Origin of the sequence: Streptomyces mutabilis (assembly GCF_014649815.1) — a bacterium.
In the GTDB taxonomy this organism is placed as follows: domain Bacteria; phylum Actinomycetota; class Actinomycetes; order Streptomycetales; family Streptomycetaceae; genus Streptomyces; species Streptomyces mutabilis.
Map to the genome: position 1 here is coordinate 35,410 of NZ_BMTT01000027.1, position 24,102 is coordinate 59,511.

The following is a 24,102-nucleotide window of genomic DNA, read 5'->3' on the forward strand; positions in this document are numbered from 1 at the left end:
GCAGCGGCCGCGGGAGCGTCTGGTACAGGTGGTCCTTCAACGCAGGTGGTCCATCAACGGCCGAGGGGCTGCCGCTTGGGCGAATGCCGGAAAGCGTGTCTTGTCGCGGTCTCAGTGCGACGGAAGCCGGGCCCGCACCCGGCTGCGGAACAGAACCGTTTCGGCGAGGTGGCAGGAGCACGCCCTCGCCCATGGTTCCTTCGGCACGTTAACGGATGATCAGACGTCGCTCAACACCCTCTGTGCGAGTACCGCTCCAGGCAGGCGGGGCGGCTTAGATGATGGCCAGAAGTGATCGATCATCGATCGTAACTTCGGAATCTCGTTGACCTTCGATTCCCTGGCTCATAGGTTCGCTCCGGAATCTGATTCCGCTTGCCGGAAAGTCATGTGTCTCCGGGGGACGTCTTGTCATCCCGCCTCCGGCCGGGTAAACCCGCACGCCCGGTCGCTCATGAGCCATTGCCGGACCGCTTCAACAAGAAGGGTTCTGCGATGGCTCCCGGAACGAGAAAGGCACCGCCATGTCCCAGCAAGCGAAGGATCCGGACACGCAGCTCTTCTGCCGGTCCTGGTGCATTCCGCCGCCGAGCGCTCCGGCACCCGCCGGCTGAGGTCGCTCGGCGGCACCGCCGAGACCGGGATTCCGGTGCCCGAGTCGGCCCCGCCGGGTCGGGCACCGTCGCCTGCCTCGGCACCGACGTCGACGGAATCGCCGGGCCACGGCGGAGTTGGTGGGCAAGGTCCGCGCCGACGACATCACCCGGGAGGAGATGTCCGGCACGGACTTCACCGTCCCCACCGCCGGGTCGCGCCGTGCGCTGTTCGGCACGGGCATCGTGCCGCCCGGCCGGGAGGCGATCCCCGGCCCGGGACGGAAGCATCCGTTCAGGCCGCGGCGTATCCGCCGTCCACGGGGTAGAAGCCGCCGTAGGCGAACGACGCCCGGTCCGAGAGCAGGAACGCGGTCAGTTCGGCGACCTCCTCCGGGGTGCCGAACCGGCCCGCCGGGTGCAGGTCCCTGAAGTAGCGCTTGGCCTCGTCGTCGAAGTCCACGAGGAACTCGGTGTCCACGAATCCCGGACCGATCGCGTTGATCCGTACCCCCAGGGGTGCGTATTCGAGGGCGGAGGTCTTGGTGAGGCCGATCAGGCCGTGCTTGGCGGTGGTGTACGCCGGCGAGCCGGGCAGCACCTTCACGCTCAGGATGGACCCGACGTTGACGACGGCGCCGCCGCCGGACGCGACGATGGCGGGCAGTTCGTGGTGGAGGCAGTTGAAGACGCCGGTCAGGTTCGTGGCGATGACCCGCGCGAACTCCTCGGGCGGGAACTCCCCGGTGATGCCCTTGGGCCCGGGCACCGCGGCGTTGTTGACCGCCAGGTGCAGCCCGCCGAAGGTGTCCACGGCGGCCCGGACGGAGGCCGCCACGGCGTCCGGGGAGGTGACGTCCGCCGCGAAGGCGAGCGCGCGGCCTCCCTCGGCGGTGATCTCGGCAGCCGTCTTCTCCAGCTTCCGCGGGTCGCGGCCGGTGACCACGACGGCCGCCCCGGCCCGGGCGAGCCGGAGGGCGACGGCCCGGCCGATGCCGGAGCCTCCGCCGGTGATCAGGGCGGTCCGGCCGGCGAACCCCTCCGGCGCGGTCGCGCCGCTTCCCGCTGCGGGGGGCTCGGGAGCGGTGAAGTTCTCGGACATGGTTCGGCTTCCTTCTGCTCAGGTGTGCTGGGTGGTGGACAGGGCCGGAGAGCGACGGGACGCCGTCAGCGCGCGCAAGGCCGTGCGGGGCCGGAGCACGGCGGTCGGCGGTACGAGGAGCTGCTGGACGTCCATGAGGGTGCGGTTGACCGGCGCGGAGACGTGACTGGCCAGCAGGACCCGCCCGGTGTACCAGTTGAGGAACCGGGTGCCGCGCGGCCGCGGGCCGGTGGTCTCCGGGTGTGTGAAGTCATTGCCGGCCGCCATCTGCCAGGGGCCGTCGATGGCGCGTGCGGCGGTGGCGAAGTACGTACGGGCCATGGCGGCGCCCGTGCCGCCGTGTTGGTCCAAAGTACGGCCCAGAGCCGCCGCTTGCAGGGCGGCGAGGGTCATGCCCTGCCCGTACAGCGGGTTGAGGCTGCACAGGGCGTCGCCGATGACGGCGTACCCGGACGGCGGCGTACGCAGCCGCTCGTACCGGCGCCTGCGCGCGGCGGGGAAGGTGAACTTGCGAGCCGGGGATGCGGCCAGCGGTTCGGCGTCCCGCACGATGTCGCGGACCGCCCGGCTGGGCAGCGCGGCGGCGAACTCGGTGAAGCCGGCCGGGTCGACGGGGGCGTGGGTGCGGTGCCAGCCGCCCAGGGTTACCATCCACCGGTCGTCCTCCACCGCGAACACGGCCGCGGCCCGCTTGTCGCCACGGGCGCCCGCCATCAGGTGCAGCAGTCCGCCGTCGGCGAGGCGTTCGCCGGAGCGGCGGTGGTAGAGGCGGGTGGTGTAGCCGACGTCGACCTTGACGGCGTCGACCTCGGGAGCCTGGCAGCCGAGGCCGCTCAGCAAGGGGTCGGCCGGGGCCCCGCCGCGTCCCGAGGCGTTGACGACGAGATCGGCGCGGAGCGTCTCGCCGGTGTGCAGCTCCACCCCGGTGACGTGGTCGGGGGTGCCGGCGAGGGCCCGTACGGTGGTCCGGTCGCGGATCTCCAGGCCGGCCAGGGCCGCCGTCCTGGACCGGACGGTGGCCTCCAGCAGGGCGCGGGTGAGGCTGATTCCCCGGCCGGTGCTGCGGAAGCGGCGTCGCAGTGCTCCCATCTGGTGCATGAGGAGGTCGTGGCCGGGGTCGAAGGGCACCGCGCCTGCTCGGAGCAGGTCGGCCTCGAGCCCCGGGAACAGCTCTTCCAGCTGCTGTTTGCCCCGTAGCAGCAGGGCGTGCCCGTGGTCGCCGTGCGGCACTCCGCGCCGGGGCTCGGCCCGGCCGGGCAGGGTGTCGCGGTCGAGGACCGTCACCCTGCCGAACCGCTCGGCGAGCACGCGGGCCGCCGCCAGCCCGCCCATCGACGCTCCGATCACGACCGCGTGACCGCTGTCGCCCCTCATCCGTTCCTCTCCTCCTGTGTCGCCATGTGTCGGCCGGCGTGCTCCGGCCGGCGGCTCAGAGCCGTACGAGGGTCTTGCCGACGTTGTCGCCGCGGAAGAGGCCGAGGAAGGCCCGCACAGCGCTGTCGATGCCGTCGGCGTGGGTCTCCCGCCAGGTGAGTTCACCGGAGCGGACCCAGGGGGTGACCTCCTCGGTGAAGCGCGGCAGGAGGTCCTGGAAGTCGGTGACGATCATGCCGCGGAGGGTCAGCCGCTTGCCGATGGCCTGGGCGAGGTTGCGGGGCCCGGGCGGTGCCTCGACGTCGTTGTACTGGGCGATGGCCCCGCACAGCGCGATCCTGCCGTGTTCGTTCATGGCGTGGATCGCGGCTTCGAGATGGTCGCCTCCCACGGTGTCGACGTAGAGGTCGATGCCGTCGGGCGCGGCCTGGGCGAGCTGCTCGGCGACCGGTGCGGTGCGGTAGTTGAAGGCGGCGTCGAAGCCGAGTTCCTCGACGAGCAGCCGGACCTTCTCGTCGCTGCCCGCGGAGCCGATGACCCGGGTCGCTCCCTTGAGCCGGGCCATCTGGCCCGCCTGGCTGCCGACCGCTCCGGCGGCGCCGGACACGAAGACGGTGTCGCCCTTGCGGAAGGACGCGACGTGGAAGAGAGCGGCGTAGGCGGAGAGCCCGGTCATGCCGAGCACGCTCAGGTAGGCGGTGAGCGGGGCGGCCTCGGGGTCGACGCGGGTGGCCTCGGCGGCCGGGACGACGGCGTGCTCACGCCAGCCCGCGAAGTGCAGCACGTGGTCACCGGGGGTGAATCCCTCGGCCGTTGAGGCGACGACCTCGCCCACGGCGTGGCCGGCGAGCGGCTCGTCGAGCGCGTAGGGCGGGAAGTAGGCGTAGCCGGGGGTGTCGCCCATGCGGCCGCGCATGTAGGGGTCGACGGAGAAGTAGGCGTTGCGGACGAGGAGCCGGCCGTCCTCGAGCGGGGCGAGGGGGGTCTCGCGCAGGGCGAAGTCCTGCGGGGACGGTTCGCCGACGGGGCGGGCCACGAGGTGCCAGGCGCGGGTGGTGGCGGGCGGTTCGAGCATCTGTGGTGTCCTTCGGGGTCAGGGGGCCGGGTGGTGCGGGGGCCGGCGCAGGTCGACGGGGTCTACGGGGTGCGGTTGGTTCAGCAGCCGGTCGAAGACCCGGTACTTGACGGGCAGTGCGTCGAGGGTGCGCATGCGGGCCCGGCGCAGGAAGGTCTGCCACGGGGTGTGCAGGGCGAGGGACGCCTCCTGGCGGCGCTGGAAGGCGGTCACGAACTCCTTGTGCTTGCGGCGGGCGGTGATGAACGCGGCGAAGACCTCTGCCCGTACGACGCCGTCCCGCGCCCCGTCGGCGAGGGCGGAGGCGATCAGCGGGGTGAGGCCCACCACGTCCTGGATGGCGAGGTTGACGCCCTGGCCGAGGGTGGGCGTCGCGGTGTGGGAGGCGTCGCCGACGAGGATCAGCCCGTCGCGGGCCCACTGGCTCACCGAGGCGTTGAAGACCTCCAGGAAACTGGTGTCCTCCCAGGAGTGCAGGTGGGTGCGGACCAGCGGTGCGAGGCGGGGGTCGATGGCCGCCACCCGTTCCCGGAAGGCGTCGAATCCCTCCGCGCGCAGGGCGCCGAGCCCTCGTTTGGGCAGGTTGTGGCTGACCCGGAGGGCGTCCGGGTAGGTCGGCAGAACGGCGAGGTGCCGGTCGCGGTCGACGACGAGTTCGGAGCGCAGCTCCCACCCGTCCGGGCGGGGCAGCCGGAAGGAGAGCAGGTCGCGTTCGGCTTGCAGTACCGACGGGTCCAGGCCCGCTGCCTTGCGGACCTTGGAGAAGCGCCCGTCGGCGCCGACGACGAGGCGGGCGCGCACCTCGGTGGTCGTGCCGTCCGGCCCGCGCAGTACCGCGCCGCGCACGGCGCCGTCGTGTTCGATCAGCGAGGTGAAACGGGTGCCCGCGGCGAAGGTGTGCTGCGGCAGGCCGGTGGCCGCCTCGTGGAGCATGCGGATCAGCGGCGGCTGCGGGAACTCGATCGGGAGGGTGCCGATGGCGAAGCGCCGGTAGTCGACGTGGAAGACCTGGCGGCCCTCCAGCCACATTGCGACACCGGTGCTGCTCAGGTACCCGTGGGCTTCGAGTGCGTCGCCGAAGCCGAGGGCGCGCAGTGCCAGTACGGAGGGGGCGGCGAGGCTCTCGCCGCGGAAGTCGCGTTCGAAGTCGGGCTGTTTGTCGACGACGAGGACGTCGACGCCGCGGCGGGCGAGCAACGTGCCCAGCAGCGCGCCGGCCGGTCCGCTGCCCACGATCAGTACGTCGGTCTCGTTGGGGATTCCCATGTCAGCGGCTCCCTGGCTGCTGTCGTGGGCCGCCGCGGCCGGCGCCGTGGACGACGCGGACGAGGCGGACCAGGGCGTCCATGGTCCGGTCGGATCTGCGGAAGGAAAGCGGCTGGACGGGTGGCCGCAGCCACTGCCGGGCCACCGAGTGGGTGCGCGTGAACTCGCGCAGGCCCTCGGGGCCGTGGACACGGCCGAAGCCGGAGGCGCCGGTGCCGCCGAACGGCAGGGCGGGGATGCCCGCGAAGGCGAGGACGGAGTTGACGGAGACCATGCCGACGCGCAGCCGGCGTGCGATGGCCGTGGCTTGCGTGCGGGAGAACACCGCGGCGCCGAGCCCGTACGCGCAGGCGTTGGCCCGTTCCACGGCCTCGGCCGCGGAACGCACTCGGTTGATCACGAGCACCGGGCCGAAGGTCTCCCGGGTGAGCACGTCCGCGTCTTCCGGGACGTCGGCGAGGATCACCGGCGACACGTAGGGGGCGCGGACCGATTCCGGGCCGCCGAGCAGGGCGCGTCCGCCACGGCTCAGGGCGTCGCGGATGTGGTCCAGGACGATGCCGGGTTGCCCGGGGGTGGCCATCGGGCCGATGTGGGCGTCCGGTCCGGGCCCGGTGCGCAGGGCCGCCGCCCGGTCGACGACGGTTTCGGTGAAGCGGTCGGCCACGTCCTGGTGCACGTAGACGCGTTCGACTCCGATGCAGGTCTGGCCGGCGTTGGCCAGGCCGCCCCAGACGACGGCGTCCGCGGCCGAGTCGAGGTCGGCGTCCCGGTCGACGATGACGGCGTCCTTGCCGCCGCACTCCAGGAGGACGGGGGTCAGGTTCTCGGCGCAGGCTGCCATGACCCGTTTTCCGGTCTCGGTGGATCCGGTGAAGGCGATCTTGTCGACACCGGAGCGGCACAGTGCCGCACCGGTGTCGCCACGGCCGAAGACCGCTTGGAGCACGTCGGGCCGGCCGGTGGCTTCGGCGAAGGTGGCGACCAGCCAGGCGCCGACGGCCGGCGTGTACTCGCTGGGTTTGAACACCACGGTGTTTCCCGCGGCCAGGGCGTGGGCGACCGGCCCGACGGGGATGAACGCCGGGTAGTTCCACGGTCCGATGACTCCGACGACGCCGAGCGGATGGTGCTCGACGGTGGCGGTGTGGTGGAACATCAGCACGCCGGTGGGAACCCGGCGGGGCCGCAGCACCCGGCCGGCGTGGGCGGCCGCCCAGCGCAGGTGGTCGGCGACCAGGATCACCTCCAGCTGGGCGTCGGCTCTGGTCTTGCCGGTCTCCGCGGAGATCAGCCGGACCAGTTCGCCGACGCGGCGCAGGATCAGGCGTCGCCAGGCGTCGAGGTCCCGGGCGCGGCCGGCGTGGCCGAGCCGGGCCCAGGCGGGAGCGGCGGCCCGCGCGGCGGCGACGCGTTCAAACACCTCGGCGGTGCCGTGCACAGGGTACCGGCCCAGGGTGCGGCCGTCGCGCGGGTCGGCCGACACCAGCTGGTCGGGGGCGGTGACGGTCATGCGCCCACCGCCACGGACGGCGCCTGGCCGTGGCGGCCGTCCAGGTCCCGGGGGTGCAGGCGTACGAGGACCTCGCTCATCGGCCGCAGGGAGACGGAGGTGTCGCCGTACCGGATGAAGTTGCCCGGCAGCAGGCTCAGCCGGAAACGCTGGCTGATCATGGCGACGGCGATGCGGAGTTCCAGCAGCGCCATGAAGTTCCCGATGCACATGCGGGCGCCCGCGCCGAACGGGAAGTACGTCATGCGGGGCCGCTCCTTGACGCGTTCCGGGTCGAAGCGGTGCGGGTCGAAGGCCTCGGGGTTGTCCCAGTGGCGCGGGTTGCGGTGCGAGACGAGGGGTGACAGCAGTACGGAGGAACCGGCCGGCACGTGGTAGCCGCCCAGTTCGTCTGCGGCGACGGCGTCGCGCGGGTAGACCCAGATCGGCGGGTACAGGCGCAGGCTCTCGTCGATGACCTGCCGGGTGTAGGGGAGTTCCTCCACGTCGTCGGGACCGGGCTCCCGGCCGCCGAGGACGCGTGCGATCTCGTCGTCCATCTCTGTCTGGACGGCCGGATTGTTGGCGACCGACAGCAGCGTCCACAGCAGGGACACGGCGGTGGTCTCGTGTCCGGCGAGGTAGATGGTCAGCATCTCGTCGCGGACCTCGTCGTCCGTCCACCGCTGTCCCGTCACCGGGTCCGTGGCGGCCTCGATCAGCTCCATGAGCCGGCCTTCGCCCGTCGCCGCGTGGTGCTCGCGGATCTCGGTGACCAGACGAGTGAAGATCCTGCGGTCGCGTGCGATGGTCCGGTTGCGCTTGGTCGGTACCCAGGACGGCAGCATCTCGGTGACCGAGCCGTGCTTGAACATGACCTCGATGACGTTGTCCACCACGTCCTTCAGGACGGGGACCGCGGGCCGGACGTCGTAGCCGAACAGGGAGCGGCTGAGGGTGACGAGGGTGAGCCGCAGGGTTTCGGTGACCAGGTCGACGGGCTCGCCGCGGCGCGCCCGCTCCTCCCACTCGTCCAGCATCTCGCGCGTGGCGTCCACGACGTAGGGTGCGACCGCGTTCACCGCCTTGCGCAGGAACACCGGCTGGACGGCTCTGCGGTGCGCCTTCCAGAAGTCGCCGTCCGTGGTCAGCAGTCCGTCGCCCATGACGATGCGGAACTGCTCGTAGAGGGTGCCGCGGACGTAGTTGCCGTTGTTGTCCTTCAGGACGCGGCCGACGGCCTCCGGATCGGAGACCAGGTACACCTCCTGGGGGCCGAGCTTGATGCGGCTGATCTCGCCGTGGTCGCGCTGGACCCGCAGCAGGAACTCGGCGGTGGACTTCTTCCACTGCGGAAGGCTGCCCAGGACGGGGATGCCGCGGGGGCCCGGTACCGGGCGTGCGGTGGATGTGCGCGGCGTGCTGGTCATGGTGTGGTCACCTCGTGGGTCGGCCGGTACACGGCGCCGGGTCGGGGGGCGGACGGTTCACGGCGCCGGGTCGGGGGGGACGTTTCACGGCGCCGGGTCGGGGGGCGGACGTTTCACGGCACCGGGAACTGCCTGCGGATGAACGCGTGGTCGAAGACGGAGTCGGGCACCATGCGGCGCAGCGCGAGGGTGCTCGCGGCGAGGAAGCCGACGGGGTAGCGGGCGCGTGGCCGCCGGGCGCGGACCGCCTTGTGGATGGTGGCGGCCACCTGGTCCGCCTCGATGGCGAACGTTCCGGCGAGGGTCCGTTCGGTGCGGTCGTAGATGGCCTCGTAGTAGGCGGCGGTGCGCTCGTGGAAGCGCTGGTACGGAGAGCCGGGGCGGCCGGTGGGCAGATGGTCCAGGAAGGTGCGGCCCCAGGCGGTGCGCACGGGGCCGGGCTCGACGACACAGACCCGGACGCCGAACGCGGCGGTCTCCAGGCGCAGGGCGTCGCTGAGAGCCTCCACGGCGTGCTTGGCGGCGGCGTAGAAGCCGCTGCCGGGGACCGCGTAGCGGCCGAAGATGGACGAGACGTTGACGACGGTGCCCCGGCCGCGCTCCCGCATCCCGGGCAGTACGAGCTGGGTGAGGCGGATCAGGCCGAACACGTTGGTCTCGAACTGGTCGCGCACCCGGTCGAGGTCGGTCTCCTCGAAGGTGCCGGACAGGCCGTAGCCCGCGTTGTTGACCAGGACGTCGATCCGGCCGTGCCGTTCGGTGGCGTCCCGGACCGCGGCGCGGGCGGAGCCGGGGTCGGTGACGTCCAGGGCGAGCGTGGTCATGCCGAGGCCGGCCAGGTCCGCCAGGGTGTCCGGTTTGCGCGCGGTGGCGACGACCGTCAGGCCGGCCTGGTGCATGCGCAGTGCGGTGGCCCGGCCGATCCCGGAGGAGCAGCCGGTGATGAGGGCGACTTCCGCGGTCATCCGAACACTCCGAGCTGCCGGGCGAGTTCCATGCCGTCCATCGAGAACCAGCTTTCGACGATCTTGCCGTTCTCGAAGTGGTCGATGACGATGCCCCAGATCTCGAAGGGGCGGCCGGATGCCGGGATGCCGTGGTAGTCCTCGCCGGTGTGGGTGCCCCGGGCCGTGAAGCGCTGGACGACCTTGTCGCCTTCCTCGATCCACTCGTCCACGGTGACGTGCAGGTCGGGGAAGGAGGCCCGCTGGATGCGCACCCATTCGCGCAGGTGCTCGGCGCCTTCGAAGCCCTCGGCGACGGTGCCGTGGCTGATGTGTCCGGGGACGGCCTTGTCGTAGACGGCGTCGAGTTCGCCCTTGTTCAGGCAGGCCTCGTAGTAGTGCTCCAGGAGGCGGCGGTGGTCGCTGGTCATGGTGGTCTCCTCGGTTTGTCGGCGGGTGGGTCTATCGGCCGGTGGGGTGGGCGGGACGGTGGACGACGGCCACCGGGGCGCCGGTTCGGGCGTCGGTGATGCGCCAGACGCCGAGCGCGGTGTCGGCGATGACACGGGTGCGCTCGGGAGCGGGTCCGTGCAGGACCACGCGGCTGAGGGTGAGCGGGTCGGGGGTGCTGGGCAGGCCGGGGAGGCGGGTGCTCACGGCGCGTACGACGTTCTCGATCTCGGCGACGGGCACCGCGCACGTGGGTGGCCGGGGCACCGCCCACAGATCGGCCGGGCGGCAGCGGGGCACGTCGGCGACGAGCCGCCCGGGACTCTCCGCGCGCCAGGTGGCCATGGGGACGGCGAGGCCGCGCCAGTTCAGGACGGGGTCGCTCGTGAACAGGGTGCCCTCGCGTACGGGCCGGGCGGCGGCGGCCGGTCGTGCCGGGTCCGCGAGGGCGGTGTCGCCGTCGGTGTACACCAGGCGCATCCGGGCCACCGGTCCGTCCGCCGGGGCGGTCACGGCGCGGAAGGTGACGTCGACGGTCCACCGGCCCTCGCGTTCCGTGCCGCGCACGTCCCGGCGGAGCCGGACGGTCCCGTCGGCGCCGCGGCGCAGCAGGTTCCAGGGCACCGACACGTCCTCGACGGCGGCCAGGCGGCGCGGGCCGGGCTGTTCCGGGACGACCCATTCGGCGCCGCGTACCGCGCTCTCCAGGAGCAGCCCGACCGGCAGGGCCGGGTCTCCGTGCACGGTGAAGTCCCCGACGGCGCACGTGGTGGCCGGGTCGAACTCCAGCCGGGAGACGAGGCGCCGGTGCGGCCGGTACCGTTCGGGCGTGCCGAGGTGGAAGGCCTTCGGCCAGGTGGCGGCGAATCCGGGCAGGGCCGGGGTCAGCGGATGGCCCACGGCCTGGGTGAGACCGAGCGCGGGTCCCAGCGGCCCGACGAAGGAGACCTCTCCGCTGGTGCCGGCGAGCAGTTCGGCCCGCCAGTGCCCGAGTCCTTCGGCCACGTCCATGGCGGCCATGTAGCGCAGGCTCGCGCGGAAGTTGGCGATGAGTCCGAGGCGTGCCCAGGTCGGCCAGGCGAGGGTCATCACCGGGAAGCGCACCTGCCGCTGGGCCCAGTAGCCGAGGCGTGCCAGGCACTCGTTGGCGGCCGCGTAGTCGAACTGGCCGACCATGCCGCCGAGTCTGCCGGTCAGGGAGCCCACCGTGCAGAACACCTTCAGGTCCCGGTCGCGCACCGCCTGGAAGAGATGCCCGAACGCGTCGACCTTGGTGGCCACCACGTCGGCGATGTCGTTGTCGGACTTGCCGGGCAGCCGGGTGGGCCGGTCCACCCCCGCGTTGTGCACCACCCCGGTCAGCTGGGGCAGTCCGGCGACGAGTTCCCGCACCTGCTCGGGGTCGGTGAAGTCGCAGCGGCGGTACTCGACGCGCAGTCCGTGTGCGCGCGCGTCCCTGAGGTTCGCCACGACGTCCCAGGTCTGTTCCGCGCGGGCGATGTCGGCGCGGATCGCGGTGACGGTCCGGCCGTCGCCGCGCCGGGCCCACAGGGCGGTGCGGTGCGCGTCGAGGGCTTCGGGGGTGAGCTCGGGCCAGGTCTCCTCGGGCGGCAGAGCGGCGCGTCCGGTGACGACGACGCGGGCGCCCGATTCCCGCGCGATCTGCCGGGCCAGTGCCATGCCGATGCCCCGGCCACCGCCGCTGATCAGCACGGTGTCGGTGGGGCCCCAGTGCAGGTCGGGGGTTCCGGGTTCGGTGGCGTACGGGGTGAGCGTCCAGCGGCGCCCGTCGCGGTGACCGATCTCGATGAGCCCCGACGTCGCGAGTTCCGCGGCCACCAGGTCGGGGAGCCGGCCCCTGTCGCCGAGCGCGATGTCCACCACGCGTGCGGCGCAGGCGGGGAACTCGCGATGCAGCGTTTTGGCGAGCCCGGCCCACAGTCCGCCGAGCGGCTGGGCCAGGTCGTCGTCCGGGTGGCGGCCCATGCCTCCGCCGAGGTAGGTGACGGCCAGGTAGCACAGCCGTCCGGCTGTCTCCTCCTCGCTCCACTGCCGGTAGCAGCGGCGCAGCAGGGCGAAGGTGCGCAGCAGCGCGTGCCGCCACTGGCCTGCGGTGTCGGGTGCGTAGGGTTCGGCGAGGGTGAGGTCCACGATGGTGTCGGGGACCTGGTCCGGGTGCGGTGGTGTCCGGTGGCCGTCCTCGACGTCGGCGCCCAGCCGGCGCAGGCCCGCCCGCACCCGCTCGGCGTCCTGGGCCGTGCCGCCGATCACGGCGATGCGGCGGCCGGCGAGGGGCCGGGCGGCGGGCTGCTGTGCGGCGGGCGTCAGGTGCCACAGCACGCGCCGCACCGGCCGGGTCGTGCTGTCTCCGGCGGCATCGGGTGTGTCCGGCCGGGTGGGCGGCGGCACATCGGTGAGCAGGCTCATCGCGCACCCTCGCCGGCCGGGGCCGGGGTCGCGCCGGGCTGGTGCACCACTCCGGTCGCCGGGTCCAGGTGGCCGATCACCACGGCGTCCAGGCCCTTCATCTGCGCCACGACGTGACCGCCCGGTGCGACCGCCACGAAGCGGTTCTCGGGTGCCTCTTCGCCGTCGGTGCCGCGGAAGCCGGGGTTGGTCACGTACAGGTCCAGGTGGCCGTGTGCTTCGGTGAGTTCCCTGTCGTCGGCCTGCTGGTAGAGGTCGATGCGCCGGATGGACAGGGGGGCGGCCACCGGGACGAGGCCGTCGACGGGGTCGAGCACGCCGGTGCGGGCCATCGCGTCGAGCAGCAGGGTCGGCATCAGGAACGGTGGCCAGGGCCTGTCGTCCGAGAGCCGTGCCCGGAACACCGACCGGGCGCCCTCCGGGTGCCGGACGGTGTCGCCGGTGACCCTGAAGGGTCCGGTGAGCAGTACGGGCGCGGTCGGCACGTGGTAGGGGTCGGTGACCGGCACCTCTCCCTCCCGGTCCCAGCCGGCCCACTTGGGTGCGTCGGGGAAGCGGCTGCTGACCAGGACGCGGGCCGTGAAGTGCGGCCGGTCGGCCACGAGGAGCACCCCGGAGGGGGAGATCACGTCGTGGGTGATCTCCACGGCGACCGTCGTGAGGTCACCGGCCTGCTGGACGACGCGCGCGGTGATCCGCTTCGGCGGCTGCTGTACGCCGGGGCGGACCTGAAGGAAGTGCAGGAAGCGCACGTCCTCGAAGCCGGCCACCGCCCCGCCGGGCACCAGTGCGAGGGCGGCCTCGGCCGCCATCTCGGTGACGAAGGTGCCGGGGAGCGTGGGGACGCCGCGGACCAGGTGGTGGTTCAGGTAGGCGTCGGTGGTCAGGTCGAAGGGGCACGCGAACCGCACGGTACGCCCCTCCTCCCCGGTGGGCGTCTCGAGGGCCCGGCGCAGGTAGAACCGGCCGCGGTCCACGGCCGTGGCGCCCTGGTGCGGCTGGTCGAGGAAGCCGGGGTGGAACCGCTCCACGGTGGCCCGTTCGGCGTCGCCCAGGTGGACGGAGAGGGGGACGCGCCGTGTGGCGGACAGCTCGGCGAAGAAGTGCCGGATGCCCTCGGCGACCGGCATGTGGCTGTACGAGCCGGCCTTCTTGAAGTACTCCCGGGTGAGCTCGTCGGCGCCCATGCCGACTTCGTCCCAGAGCGTCCAGCCGATCACGAACTCCTCGATGCCGGTGGCGGCCGCCGCGTAGCCGGCGGCGGTGGCCAGGTAGTCGTTTCCGGAGGCGTAGTCCGCCTCGCCGCGCTGCCCGAAGTAGCCGAGCAGCGAGCCGAAGTCGCACCACAGCCGGGGCGGGCGTCCGGACAGCGCGCGGTGCAGGTTGCGGTGGGCTTCGACCTTGAGGTCGCGGATGCGGCGGAACTCCTCGAAGTCCTTGTCGCGTATGAGCGCGGACCGGTTGAGGCCGGGCGCGTTGATCACGAGGTCGATGCGGCCGTGCTCGGCGGTGACCGCGTCCACGGCGGCGCGCACCGATGCCTCGTCGCGGGCGTCACAGGCGTGGTAGGTGACGTCGGCCGCGCGGCCCGCTGCGGCCATCCGGGCGAGGTTGCGGCGGGCCGCGCGGGCGTCGGCCATCCTGTCGTAGCGGCGGCTGATCTCGGCGACGGTGCCGCCGCCCGCCTTGAGCTGTGCGGAGATGTAGGCGGCGCGGCCGGCCGCGAACTCCTCGTCCGTGCTCGCGAACACGTCGGCCGGGTAGTCGTCCAGCGGATTGCTGCCGAGGACGTGGATGCGGCCGCCGTAGCGTCCGGCGAGCGCGACGAGCAGTTCGGCGGTGATGCCGCGGGCCCCGCCGAGGGCGAGGATCACGGAGTCGGGGCCGAGGGCGGTCGTGGCCGGAGTGCCGGGTGGGCCGGCGTCCGCCTCACCGGCCGAGGGAAGGCCGCCGGGTCGGCCGGGGGCCCCGGGGGCGTCCGTCGGGACGGCCCGGGGGGTGTGCGCGGTGTCCGTCCCTTCCGGGGCCTGAGCCGGGCCGGGGCCGGCCTGGTCTGGTCGCTGTGCGTCGAGCACGGGGACGAGGCGCCGGGTGCCGTCGTGGTGGACGACGGGGAAGACCCGGCGGGTGGCCCGCTCACGGGCGACGAGTGCGGCGGCCTGTCCGGGGTCGCGGGTGGCGGCCACCAGGGCGAAGCAATCGGCGTGCTCCAGTTCCAGGGCCGCGCATTTCGCCAGGCCGGTGAAGAGTCCGGCGAAGGGGTGCGTCACTCCGCCGGGGGCGGCGCCGAGCAGGGCGAACACCACGGAGGCGGCCGGGGCGTCGAGTTCCTCCCCGCGTTCTTTCAGCGCCAGGAACGCCAGGTCGTGCAGGGCGGTCACGGGCGAGGCGTCGCACGTGAGAGCGGTGGCGGCGGGCGTCGTGGCGGTCAGGTCGGTGACGATCAGCAGGTGGCGCACCGGCCGGCCGACGTCGACGAGGGCCGCGCGCACCGACTCGGGCGTGGGCTCGACGTGTCGCCACCCGGCCGGCCGGCCGTCGAAGGCCCGTGTGCTCAGCACGGTGGTGCCGGCGGCCGCGCCGGCGAACCGCCGGGCCGCCTCCGGCGCGTCGGTGAGCAGCACCGTTCCGTCGGGTACGGCCACCGGCAGGGGGCCGTCCGGCTCTCCCGGCTCGGGGCGCAGTGCGGGGACGTACCGGCGCACGAGGTCACCGGTCTCGGACGGGTCCGGGGCCGGGGCGTCGGGTCCGCTGACCAGCAGGCCGACGGTGGCGCTGTTGCCCGGTTCCCGGCAGCGCAGTTCGGTGGTGGTGCCGGCACGGCGCAGTGCGCGCAGGATCTCGGCGGCGCCCGCTGCGCCGAGGTAGCGGCTGTAGTCGCCGTCGGGACCGCAGTCGACCACCTCGGCGTCGTCGCCGCGGCCACCGGTCAGGGGCATCTCGTCGACGTACCCGAGGACGGTGAGTCCGGCCCGGCGGGCCCTGCTCTCGGTGGTCAGGCCGAACAGGAAGGCGCCCTCGGCGAGTTCGGGGGCCGGCCGGCCGAACACCTCGGTGAGCAGCTGCCGGTACTCGGGCAGGCTGTTGCCGTTGATGCCGCCGGCGAGCACGAAGTCGAGCTCCCCGCCGCGCAGGTAACGGGCAGCGGTGGCGAACGCGGACAGCGCGGAGGCCAGGCCCGCGTCGACCGTGATGTTGGGGCCGTGCAGGTCGAAGTAGTTGGCCACGCGCGCGGAGATGACGTTGGGCATCATGCCGGGGAAGGAGTCCTCCGTGGAGGGCGGCACGAGCGCGCGGACCTGCTCGCGCAGCCTTCCCAGGACGGCGGTGAGGCCGGGCTCGGCGGCGACCTCGGGGTCGGCGTGCAGGGCCCGCTCGATGTCGTCGAGGTAGCAGCGGGCGGCGTAGAGCATCGCGGCCCGGGTGGGGCCCATGTGTCCGATCACCACGCCGGTGCGTGAGGCGTGCTCGTGCCAGAACTCGGGCAGCCGGTCGCGCAGGGCGTGGGCGCACTGGAGGATCATCAGCTGGCAGCGGTCGATGGTCCGTACCGTCGCGGGCGGCATCCGCACCTGCTGGAACGGCGGTGCGGGGTAGGTGTCGCCGAATCCGGACGGCAGGTCGCGTGTGCCGGTGAGCCATGCCTCGACGTCGTCGGCGCCGTCCGCGCCGGGCAGCTTGGCGGACCAGCCGACCACGGCGATCCGCTCGTCGGCGGCCCGGCGGCCGGGGGCACGCGTTCGGGGGCCGGTGTCGCCGCCCGCCGCGGTGGCGGTCGCGGCGTCGTCCCCGGCCGGCCGGCCGCGCCCGGGCTTCGGCAGCGCCTGGGCCTGCGGAGCCGTCTCGGTCCTCGGCCGCACGACGGCCTCCTCCCCTGTCGCCGCCGCCTCTGCGTCTCGCTCCGGCTCCGGCTCCGGCTCCGGCTCCGGCTCCGGCTCCGGCTCGGTCAGGATCAGGTGCGCGTTGGTGCCGCCGAAACCGAACCCGGAGATCGCCGCCGTGCGGCGGCGGCCGGGAACGGCGGCCCAGGAGCGCGGCTCACCGGATATCTCCAGCCCGGTCGTGCCGAGTTCGAACGCCTCGGGCGCCTGGCGGAAGCGGTACTGGCCCGGGATGGTCTCGTGCTGGAGCGCCAGCACGGACTCGATCAGGGAGACCACACCGGCCGCCCATCCGGTGTGCCCGATCAGCGACTTGTTGGAGGTGACGCACGTGGTACGGCCGACGCCGTAGTGCCGGCGCAGCGTGGAGAACTCCGCGAGGTCGCCGGCGGGGGTGCCGGTGGCATGCGCGTTGACCCAGTCGACGGCGTCGCCGGTGAGCCCGCCCGCGGCCAGGGCGCGCTCCACGGCCAGGCTCTGTCCCTCGGAACTCGGGGCGTAGATCGCCTTGCCCTTGCCGTCGGAGGACGAGCCGAAGGCCTTCAGCACGCCGAGCACCCGGTCGCCGTCGGCCCTGGCCCGGCTCAGCCGCTTCAGGACGACGACGCCGGCGCCGTCGGCGAAGATCACCCCGTCCGCCCCGGCGTCCAGTGCGCGCACCCGGCCCCGCTCGGACAGTCCCTTCAGCTTGGAGAACAGGACGGTGCCGCGCGGGGCGAGCCCGAACGCGCCGCCGCACACCGCGATGTCCTGCCGGCCCGCCAGGAGCCCCTTGATGCCGATGTCGATGGCGTACAGGGAGGAGGAGCAGGCGGTGTCCACCATCTGCACCTGGGTGTCGTCCGGCAGCACACCCGCCATGGCCTCCCGGCCGACCTGGTGGGGCAGGAAGCGCGGGGCAGGGGCGGCGCCCCGGTGGTAGCGCGCCGAGAGCACCCGGTCCATCCCGGTGAGCAGACGCTGGGGGTCGGCGACCTGGAGCTCCTCCGCCGCCCGGGCGGCGAGATGCGAGACCGTGGCGAGCACACCGGCCTCCTCCAGGTGCTGGCTGCCGTCGGCGGTGTAGCCGACGTGGAAGGAGAACCGGTCGGAAGGTGCGCGCCGGACCCCGTCGAGTGCCTGCACCAGCGAGTGGCGCAGCCACAGGGTGGTCAGCTCGGTGTCGTCCGGGTCTGCGGACAGGCCCTGCAGAGCACCGGGCTCGGGAGCGAAGTCGGTGATGAAGACGCAGGTGTCCTGGTAGGACTTGTCCTCGGCGGTGCGGTCGGGCGAGGAGAAGGCGGAGCGCTCCCAGCGGTCCTCGGGCACCTCGATGAACAGTTCGCGCCCGGTCGTGCGCAGCTGCCAGAACTCCTCGGGGCTGCTGGCTCCGGCGACGGCCAGTCCCATGCCGACGACGGCGATGTCCTCGGTGTCGTCGTCCGGGAGGGCCGGGGTGCCGCCGTCCGGGAGGGCCGGTGCCTCCTCGAGCCGTCGTTCCTCGGCGCGCGCAGGCAGCTCGGCGGTGTGTGGCGGCGGTGGCGGGGCCGTGGGGGCGGGCTCCTGGCGGGGGCGCGGGGGCGACAGCAGCGTGGCCCCCAGGCTCAGGCCTCCGTCGGCGAGGATGGTCTGCCCGGTGATCCAGGCCGCCCGGTCGGAGGCGAGGAACGCCACGACCTCGGCCAGCTCCTGCGGAGTGCCGAGGCGTCCCAGCGGTGTGGCCGAGACGATCGCGTTCTGCATGGCGTCCGCGTCGGGGAAGGCGTCGGCGACCTCGCTGGTGAGCATGGCGGCGGAGGCGGTGTTGACCCGGATGTTCTTCGGGGCGAACTCGACGGCGAGGTGGCGGGTGACGGCCTCGACGGCCGCCTTCGCCGGGGCGCAGGCCAGGTAGTTGGCCATCACCAGCTGGGAGCTGCCGAGCGCGGACAGGTTGACGATGGAGCCGCCCCCGGCCCGTTCCATCAGGGGTGCCGCGGCGCGGGCGCAGCGCAGGCCGCCCTTGAGGTTGGTGTCCAGCGCCTTGTCGAGGTGCTCGTCGGTGAGTTCGTCCAGGGGGACGAGTGCGCCGTTGGCGGCGTTGTTGACGAGGATGTCGAGCCGGCCGTACCGGCGGTCGATCTCCGCGAACATTCGCTCGACCTGTTCGGGTCGTGCCACCGAGGCCCGCAGCAGGTCCACCCGGGCGCCCCGCCCGCGCAGTTCCTCCTGGGTCCGCTTGGCCTGCTCGTGGGAGTGGAAGTAGTTGACGAGGACGTGTGCGCCCCGGTCGGCGAGCGTGGTGGCGATCGCCTTGCCGACGTTCTTCGCCCCGCCGGTCACCAGTGCGATCCGGCCGGTCAGATCCTGGGGGCCGGTCATACCGCGGCACCTTCGGCGCTGTGGCGGGACAGCTCGTCGTGCAGCAGGTCGACGATCTTGTCGAGGCAGTCGTAGTCGGCGAGACGGAAGTCCGAGCCGCGTGCGGGCAGACCGTAGAGCTGGGAGGCGCGGGCGAGGAGTTCCACCTGTTTGACGGAGTCCACGCCGAGTTCGGCCTCCAGCAGGGCGTCCGGGGTGAACACGTCCTCGGGGTATTCGAGCGCCTCGGCGTACAGCGTCCGCACGGCCTCGAAGAGTTCGGACCGAGTGGGCGGTGCGGTGGCCGGCGTGGCCGCGGCGTCCGCCGGGGCGGCGGGTGCGTTCCGGGCGGGTGCCGGCTCCCCGGAGGGGGACGGGCGGGCGGGCTGCGCGGGGGCGGGCGCGGTGCCGTGGGCCGTGGTCGTGACAGGGTCCTGCCCGTCGGGGGATCCGTCGGCCGCGGGGCCGCCGCGGAAGGCGTCGGCCATCCGGGTCACGAGCGCGACGACGTCGGTGCCCTCGGCCGCCCAGAACGCCTCGAACTCCTCGTCGGTCAGAGTGGGGGCGAGCCGGCGGCGCAGCTCGGGGAGCACGTCCGCCTCGGCCTGGCCGCGCTCGTGCAGCGTCCGCAGGGTGGCGGCGAGGGCGGGGGCGCCGTCGTGGCCGGCCGTGAGGGTGGCGAGTACGGTCACCTCGGCGGGGGCCCCGCCGCCGGCCGCCAGGGTCTTGGTGACCAGGGAGGTGAGCGCCGCCCGCCCGCCGGACTCGATGAAGAGGCGTTCGCCCGCGTCGTACAGGTCACGCACGGCGGCGGAGAATCGCACCGGCCGGGTGAAGTGGGCGGCCAGTGGCCCGGCGAGGTCCTCCTCGGGGGCGTAGAAGCGCTGGAGGATCGGCGAGAGGACCGGGACGGTCAGCGGGTGCCGGGCAATGCCGCGGACGAACTCGGCGAAGCGGGCGCCGGAGTCGGCCAGGGCGGGGTTGTGGAAGGCGAAGGGGGTGTCGAGTTCGACGACGCCGATGCCCAGCCGTCCGCCGATGACCCGCACGTGCTCGATGGCCTCGCGGGGGCCGCTCAGCACTGTCTGGCCGTCGTGGTTCTCCGCCGCGACGGCCAGGCGGGAATCGGCCAGGAGGCCGAGCAGGTGCAGGCAGCGCTCTGCGGATGCGGCGACCGCGGCCATGGCGCCGTCCTGGAAGGCTCCCTCCGCGACGATGCCGGTGCGGCGGGCCACGATCCTCGCCCCGTTCTCCACGCTGAACGCCCCGGCCGCGACGAGTGCGGTGATCTCTCCGAGACTGTGGCCGATGAGGGCGGCGGGGGTCACGCCGCGGCCGGTGAGGATCCGGTGGGCGGCGAGTCCCGAGCCGTAGACGGCGAGCTGGGAGATCCAGGGGTCCTGCTCCAGCAGGCGGGGCAGCTCGACCGGCCCGTCGCCGAACAGGACGTCGGACAGACGCCTGCCGAACAGTTCCACGGTGACGGTGTCGATCCTGCCGAAGACGTCCTCGACCTCGGGGTGCCGGGCCCGGGCCTGGTGCAGTGCGGCACCGTCGTAGCCGCCCTGGCCGGGGAAGAGCAGTACGGGTCGCAAGTCCTTCTCCGTGGTGTTCATCGGTGGTTTCCCTCCGTGCGTGGCGTGCGGGCGGGGCGGGCGCTGCGCAGCAGGAGCCGGCCCATGGGCCCCAGGCGGGCGGCGATCAACCGGTCCGCGAGCGCCCGCGGGGCGGCGGCCAGCGGTTCGGGAGCGCCGTGCAGCAGCAGGCGCAGGGCCCGGATACCGAGCGGCAGCCCCGCCGCGTCGTTCAGGTAGTCGAACAGCTCCCGGAAGCCGGCCCGGGTGTAGAAGTCGGCGGGCGGCACGGCCGTCGCGAAGACTCCGACCATGGCGCGCGCGTGGTGCGGGCTGCGGCTCATGGCCTCGATGAGGGCTCGTTCCTCGGCCGAGTGGGCCGCGATCCTGGCGTAGTCGCGGGTGTAGTCGTAATGGTCGCGGACGAGGTCGTCGCGGCGCCGCCCGTAGGCGGCCAGGGCCTGCGGCAGCGGCACGTCGCCGGTCAGGCCGGCGTCGACGGCGTCGGCGAGGAGTTCGGCGCTCAGCAGGGCGTGGGTGATGCCGGAAGCAGTGATGGGGTCGCGGGTCGCCCCGGCGTCGCCGACCAGGGCCCAGCCCGGGCCGTGGGGGCGGCGCAGGAAGTTGGGCACGGCCCCGGTGAGCCATCGGCCGGCCCGCGCCGTGCCGGCGAGCCGGGCCGCGAGGCCGGGATCGACCTCGGCGAAGGCGTCGATAACCAGCCGGTCGATGTCGTCCCCGGCGGCCGCGGCCGGGAATGTGGCGGACGGCCAGGCCACGCCGACGATGGTGAGACCGTCGTGCGTGGGCCAGGTGAAGGGGTGAATTCCAGGCGCCCGGTAGGTGCGCACCACGGATTCCTGCGGCAGCCCTTCCCAATAGGTCCAGTAGCTCTTGCTGAGAACCGGCTCCGCCCGATAAGTGGCCGCCCCGACCAACTGGGCCGTCTTGGAGTTCTTTCCGTCGGCACCGATGACCACGGCGGCCTTTTCCGTGAAGGCACCGGCGCTCTTGGAGACACCTCGGACCCCGACGACCGTGCCGTCCGCGTCGCGCAGCAGTTCCTGGACGGAAGCCTCCTCGCGCACCTGGGCACCGGCGTCGGCGGCACACCGCACCAGGGCGTGGTCAAGCGCCGTCCGGGGTGGGGACAGCGCGTAGGAGACACCGTTCACCTCGGGCAGCGGCGCCTCGAGGCGTACCGGGCCGCTCTGCAGTCCGTACCGGGTGATCCGCGGAACCCGGGTTTCCGCGAGCCGTTCCAGTACGCCCCATTCGCGCAGCCGGGCCACCCCCGGAGGGTGGATCAGATTCGTGGCGGACGCCGTCGGGCTCGGAAATGTGGCTCGGTCGAGCAGCAGCACCCGGTGTCCGCGTCGGGCCAGAAGAAATGCCACGGCCGCCCCCGAAATCCGGGCGCCCACGACTATTGCGTCATACATTCGGCTCCCCATCGGCCAGGAGACGAGGACTGTAGCCAGGCGTGCCGGAGCGCGGCCAAAAAGCAACAGGCGACTTTGTCAGGTGACCGGTGACCTGACAAAGTTGGAAGCGATTTATTGCCACGGGCGCATGGCGCCCCCGAAGATGTCGCACATGAGCGAGCATTACGATGTCGTGGTTCTCGGCGCCGGGCCCGGCGGCTACACCGCCGCGGTGCGGGCCACGCAACTCGGCCTGACGACCGCGGTGGTCGAGGAGAAGTACTGGGGCGGCGTCTGCCTGAACGTGGGCTGCATTCCCTCCAAAGCGCTGCTGCGCAACGCCGAGTTGGCGCACATCGTCACGCAGCAGGCCGAGACGTACGGCATCCGGTCGCAGTCCCCCATCTCGCTGGACTTCGGCGCGGCCTTCAAGCGCAGTCGCCGGGTGGCCGAAGGACGGGTGGCCGGCGTCCACTACCTGATGCGCAAGAACAAGATCACGGAGTACAACGGCCGCGGCACCTTCACCGACGCCCGTACCCTCCGGATCGGCCTGGCCGACGGCGGTACCCGGACCGTCACGTTCGGCCACTGCATCATCGCCACGGGCGCCACCACGCGGCTGCTGCCCGGCACCCGGCTGAGCGACCGCGTCGTGACCTACGAGGAGCAGATCCTCACCGAGGAGCTGCCCGGCAGCATCATCATCGCGGGGGCCGGGGCGATCGGCGTCGAGTTCGCCTACGTCCTGCACAACTACGGCGTCAAGGTCACCGTGGTGGAGTTCGCCGACCGCGTCGTGCCCGCCGAGGACGCCGAGGTCTCCAAGGAGCTCGCCAAGCGGTACCGCAAGCTCGGCATCGAGGTCCTGACCTCGACCCGGGTGGAGTCGATCGACGATTCCGACCCGGCGCGGCCGGTCCGGGTGACCGTCGACAAGGGCGGCGACCGGCAGGTGCTGGAGGCCGACAAGGTACTCCAGGCCATCGGCTTCGCCCCGCGGGTGACCGGCTACGGCCTGGAGGCCGCCGGCGTCCGGCTCACCGACCGGGGCGCCGTCGAGGTGGACGCGCGCGGTCGCACCAGCGTGCCCCGTCTGTACGCGATCGGTGATGTGACGGGCCGGCTGATGCTGGCGCACGCGGCGGAGGCCATGGGCATCGTCGCGGCCGAGACGATCGCCGGCGTGGAGACCATGGAGATCGACTTCCGGATGATCCCGCGCGCGACCTACTGCCAGCCGCAGATCGCCAGCTTCGGCTACACCGAGGAGCAGGCCCGCGAGGCGGGCTTCGACGTGAAGGTCGCGAAGTTCCCGTTCACGGCGAACGGCAAGGCGCAGGGCCTGGGTGAGCCGGGCGGGTTCGTTAAGGTGGTCAGCGACGCGACCCACGGCGAGCTGCTCGGCGCGCACATGATCGGACCCGAGGTCACCGAGCTCCTCCCGGAGCTGACGCTGGCCCAGCAGTGGGACCTCACGGTCCACGAGGTCGCCCGCAACGTCCACGCCCACCCGACGCTGGGCGAAGCGGTCAAGGAAGCGGTGCACGGACTCGCCGGCCACATGATCAACATGTAGGCGGTCCCCCGGTACGGCACAACGGCACAGGGAGAGCGACAAGGTGAACGACCCTTACCCCGACGTGTACGGGGCCCGGCAGGCGGCGTACGGTCCCGCGGCGCATCCGTGGCTGACGCCGGTACTGCCGCTGCTCGGCGTGTGGCGCGGCCGGGGCAGGGGCCAGTACCCCACCCTGGAGGAGGAGTTCGCCTACGAGCAGGAACTCACCTTCGCCCACGACGGGCGGCCGTTCCTGCGCTACGAGGCGCGCGCGTGGCTGACCGACGGCACGGGGGCGCCGCTGCGCCCCTCCGGCCGGGAGAGCGGCTGGCTGCGCGTCGGCCCCGACGGCTACGTGGAGGCGCTGCTGAGCCATCCCACGGGTATCGCCGAGGTGTACACGGGCCGCGTGTCCGGCTCCGTCGTCGAGCTGGCCACCCACGCGGTCGTGCGGACCCCGCTGGCCAAGGAGGTCACCTCGGCCCACCGCCGTTACACGTTCGGCGACGGCGTGCTGTCGTACACCCAGGACCTGGAGGCCGTGGGTCAGCCGCTGAGCCCGCACCTCGCCGCCGAATTGCGGCGGGTGTCCGAAGCGGACGGGTGAGGCACCGGTTCCAAAGGGGTGGCGGCCCGGCCGGCACCGATCAGGCCGGGCGCCGCTTACCGACGCTGTCGGCAGGCCGGGGGGTCACCGCTGCCAGCTGTGCGGGGCGTGGAAGCCCGGTTCGCGTTCCAGGCGGCGCCAGCCCGCGCGGACGCGGCCGTGGTGGGCCGGGGCGATCTCGGCGGGGCGGGCCGCCGCGCGGGCCATCAGGATCGCCGTGATGGCGGCGACCTCCTCGGGCTCGGCGAGGCCCTTCTCGACGCGGATGTCAGCCATGGACATGCGGCAGGCTCCTCGGGGTCACTGCGGGGGGTTGCCGTGTTTGCGGGACGGCAGGTCGGCGTGCTTGGTCTGGAGCATGGACAGGGACTTCGCCAGCACCTCACGGGTCTCGGCGGGGTCGATGACGTCGTCGACCAGGCCGCGTTCGGCCGCGTAGTACGGATGCATCAGCTCCGCCTTGTACTCCTTGACCATGCGGGCGCGCGTGGCCTCGGGGTCCCCGGCCTCGGCGATCTGGCGGCGGAAGATGACGTTGGCCGCCCCCTCCGCGCCCATCACGGCGATCTCGTTGGTCGGCCAG

16 protein-coding genes are annotated in these 24,102 nt (G+C 73.1%); 2 read left to right on the plus strand and 14 right to left on the minus strand.

The window, feature by feature from the left end; translation table 11 throughout:
- Positions 1–888: 888 nt before the first annotated feature.
- The 12 genes from IE142_RS31800 to IE142_RS31855 form a co-directional block, all read right to left on the minus strand.
- Positions 889–1,695, minus strand: coding sequence for an SDR family NAD(P)-dependent oxidoreductase (locus IE142_RS31800; protein ID WP_191888931.1), 807 nt, complete (start codon positions 1,693–1,695; stop codon positions 889–891).
- Between the two features lie 18 nt (positions 1,696–1,713).
- Complete coding sequence (locus tag IE142_RS31805; protein WP_191888932.1) at positions 1,714–3,069, minus strand: NAD(P)/FAD-dependent oxidoreductase; 1,356 nt, start codon at positions 3,067–3,069, stop codon at positions 1,714–1,716.
- A 55-nt stretch (positions 3,070–3,124) separates the two neighbouring features.
- Positions 3,125–4,144, minus strand: coding sequence for an NADP-dependent oxidoreductase (locus IE142_RS31810; RefSeq protein WP_191888933.1), 1,020 nt, complete (start codon positions 4,142–4,144; stop codon positions 3,125–3,127).
- Positions 4,145–4,162: 18 nt separating this feature from the next.
- Entirely contained in the window at positions 4,163–5,410 is a 1,248-nt protein-coding gene (locus tag IE142_RS31815; RefSeq protein WP_191888934.1) for an FAD-dependent monooxygenase, read from the minus strand.
- A 1-nt stretch (position 5,411) separates the two neighbouring features.
- A complete protein-coding gene (locus tag IE142_RS31820; RefSeq protein ID WP_191888935.1) occupies positions 5,412–6,923 on the minus strand; it encodes an aldehyde dehydrogenase family protein in 1,512 nt (503 codons plus the stop codon).
- On the minus strand, positions 6,920–8,332 hold the full coding sequence (locus tag IE142_RS31825; RefSeq protein WP_191888936.1) for a cytochrome P450: 1,413 nt from the start codon (positions 8,330–8,332) through the stop codon (positions 6,920–6,922). The genes IE142_RS31820 and IE142_RS31825 overlap by 4 nt, the downstream gene beginning before the upstream one ends.
- Positions 8,333–8,445: 113 nt before the next feature.
- On the minus strand, positions 8,446–9,297 hold the full coding sequence (locus IE142_RS31830) for an SDR family oxidoreductase (RefSeq protein WP_191888937.1): 852 nt from the start codon (positions 9,295–9,297) through the stop codon (positions 8,446–8,448).
- On the minus strand, positions 9,294–9,707 hold the full coding sequence (locus IE142_RS31835) for an ester cyclase (RefSeq protein WP_052412444.1): 414 nt from the start codon (positions 9,705–9,707) through the stop codon (positions 9,294–9,296). Before IE142_RS31835 ends, IE142_RS31830 begins: the two co-directional genes overlap by 4 nt.
- A 31-nt stretch (positions 9,708–9,738) precedes the next feature.
- Positions 9,739–12,153 carry a KR domain-containing protein gene (locus tag IE142_RS31840; protein WP_191888938.1) on the minus strand — a complete coding sequence of 805 codons (2,415 nt, stop codon included), beginning with the start codon at positions 12,151–12,153 and terminating at the stop codon, positions 9,739–9,741.
- The gene (locus IE142_RS31845) at positions 12,150–18,374 is read right to left on the minus strand and encodes an SDR family oxidoreductase (protein WP_191888939.1); all 6,225 of its coding nucleotides are present in this window, start codon (positions 18,372–18,374) and stop codon (positions 12,150–12,152) included. Before IE142_RS31845 ends, IE142_RS31840 begins: the two co-directional genes overlap by 4 nt.
- Complete coding sequence (locus IE142_RS31850) at positions 18,371–19,969, minus strand: acyltransferase domain-containing protein (protein WP_191888940.1); 1,599 nt, start codon at positions 19,967–19,969, stop codon at positions 18,371–18,373. The genes IE142_RS31845 and IE142_RS31850 overlap by 4 nt, the downstream gene beginning before the upstream one ends.
- The gene (locus IE142_RS31855; RefSeq protein ID WP_306432629.1) at positions 19,966–21,381 is read right to left on the minus strand and encodes an NAD(P)/FAD-dependent oxidoreductase; all 1,416 of its coding nucleotides are present in this window, start codon (positions 21,379–21,381) and stop codon (positions 19,966–19,968) included. The genes IE142_RS31850 and IE142_RS31855 overlap by 4 nt, the downstream gene beginning before the upstream one ends.
- A 142-nt stretch (positions 21,382–21,523) precedes the next feature.
- Here IE142_RS31855 and lpdA point away from each other — a divergent pair, with 142 nt between their 5' ends.
- Entirely contained in the window at positions 21,524–22,930 is a 1,407-nt protein-coding gene (gene lpdA / locus IE142_RS31860; protein ID WP_191888942.1) for a dihydrolipoyl dehydrogenase, read from the plus strand.
- A 43-nt stretch (positions 22,931–22,973) separates the two neighbouring features.
- Positions 22,974–23,519 carry a heme-binding beta-barrel domain-containing protein gene (locus tag IE142_RS31865; RefSeq protein WP_191888943.1) on the plus strand — a complete coding sequence of 182 codons (546 nt, stop codon included), beginning with the start codon at positions 22,974–22,976 and terminating at the stop codon, positions 23,517–23,519.
- A gap of 84 nt (positions 23,520–23,603) precedes the next feature.
- Here IE142_RS31865 and IE142_RS31870 read toward each other — a convergent pair whose 3' ends face one another.
- Both IE142_RS31870 and IE142_RS31875 read right to left on the minus strand, forming a co-directional pair.
- Positions 23,604–23,801 (minus strand): acyl-CoA carboxylase subunit epsilon, encoded by a 198-nt coding sequence (locus IE142_RS31870; protein ID WP_191888944.1) that lies wholly within the window; start codon positions 23,799–23,801, stop codon positions 23,604–23,606.
- Positions 23,802–23,819: 18 nt separating this feature from the next.
- Positions 23,820–24,102: carboxyl transferase domain-containing protein (locus IE142_RS31875; protein WP_306432631.1), on the minus strand; the 283-nt coding region annotated here is incomplete at its 5' end.

Excerpts from the sequence above, each read along its gene's own strand:
- IE142_RS31800 (WP_191888931.1), bottom strand. The coding sequence starts at position 1,695 with ATGTCCGAGAACTTCACCGCTCCCGAGCCCCCCGCAGCGGGAAGCGGC.
- IE142_RS31805 (WP_191888932.1), bottom strand. The coding sequence starts at position 3,069 with ATGAGGGGCGACAGCGGTCACGCGGTCGTGATCGGAGCGTCGATGGGC.
- IE142_RS31810 (WP_191888933.1), bottom strand. The coding sequence starts at position 4,144 with ATGCTCGAACCGCCCGCCACCACCCGCGCCTGGCACCTCGTGGCCCGC.
- IE142_RS31815 (WP_191888934.1), bottom strand. The coding sequence starts at position 5,410 with ATGGGAATCCCCAACGAGACCGACGTACTGATCGTGGGCAGCGGACCG.
- IE142_RS31820 (WP_191888935.1), bottom strand. The coding sequence starts at position 6,923 with ATGACCGTCACCGCCCCCGACCAGCTGGTGTCGGCCGACCCGCGCGAC.
- IE142_RS31825 (WP_191888936.1), bottom strand. The coding sequence starts at position 8,332 with ATGACCAGCACGCCGCGCACATCCACCGCACGCCCGGTACCGGGCCCC.
- IE142_RS31830 (WP_191888937.1), bottom strand. The coding sequence starts at position 9,297 with ATGACCGCGGAAGTCGCCCTCATCACCGGCTGCTCCTCCGGGATCGGC.
- IE142_RS31835 (WP_052412444.1), bottom strand. The coding sequence starts at position 9,707 with ATGACCAGCGACCACCGCCGCCTCCTGGAGCACTACTACGAGGCCTGC.
- IE142_RS31840 (WP_191888938.1), bottom strand. The coding sequence starts at position 12,153 with ATGAGCCTGCTCACCGATGTGCCGCCGCCCACCCGGCCGGACACACCC.
- IE142_RS31845 (WP_191888939.1), bottom strand. The coding sequence starts at position 18,374 with ATGACCGGCCCCCAGGATCTGACCGGCCGGATCGCACTGGTGACCGGC.
- IE142_RS31850 (WP_191888940.1), bottom strand. The coding sequence starts at position 19,969 with ATGAACACCACGGAGAAGGACTTGCGACCCGTACTGCTCTTCCCCGGC.
- IE142_RS31855 (WP_306432629.1), bottom strand. The coding sequence starts at position 21,381 with ATGGGGAGCCGAATGTATGACGCAATAGTCGTGGGCGCCCGGATTTCG.
- lpdA (WP_191888942.1), top strand. The coding sequence starts at position 21,524 with ATGAGCGAGCATTACGATGTCGTGGTTCTCGGCGCCGGGCCCGGCGGC.
- IE142_RS31870 (WP_191888944.1), bottom strand. The coding sequence starts at position 23,801 with ATGTCCATGGCTGACATCCGCGTCGAGAAGGGCCTCGCCGAGCCCGAG.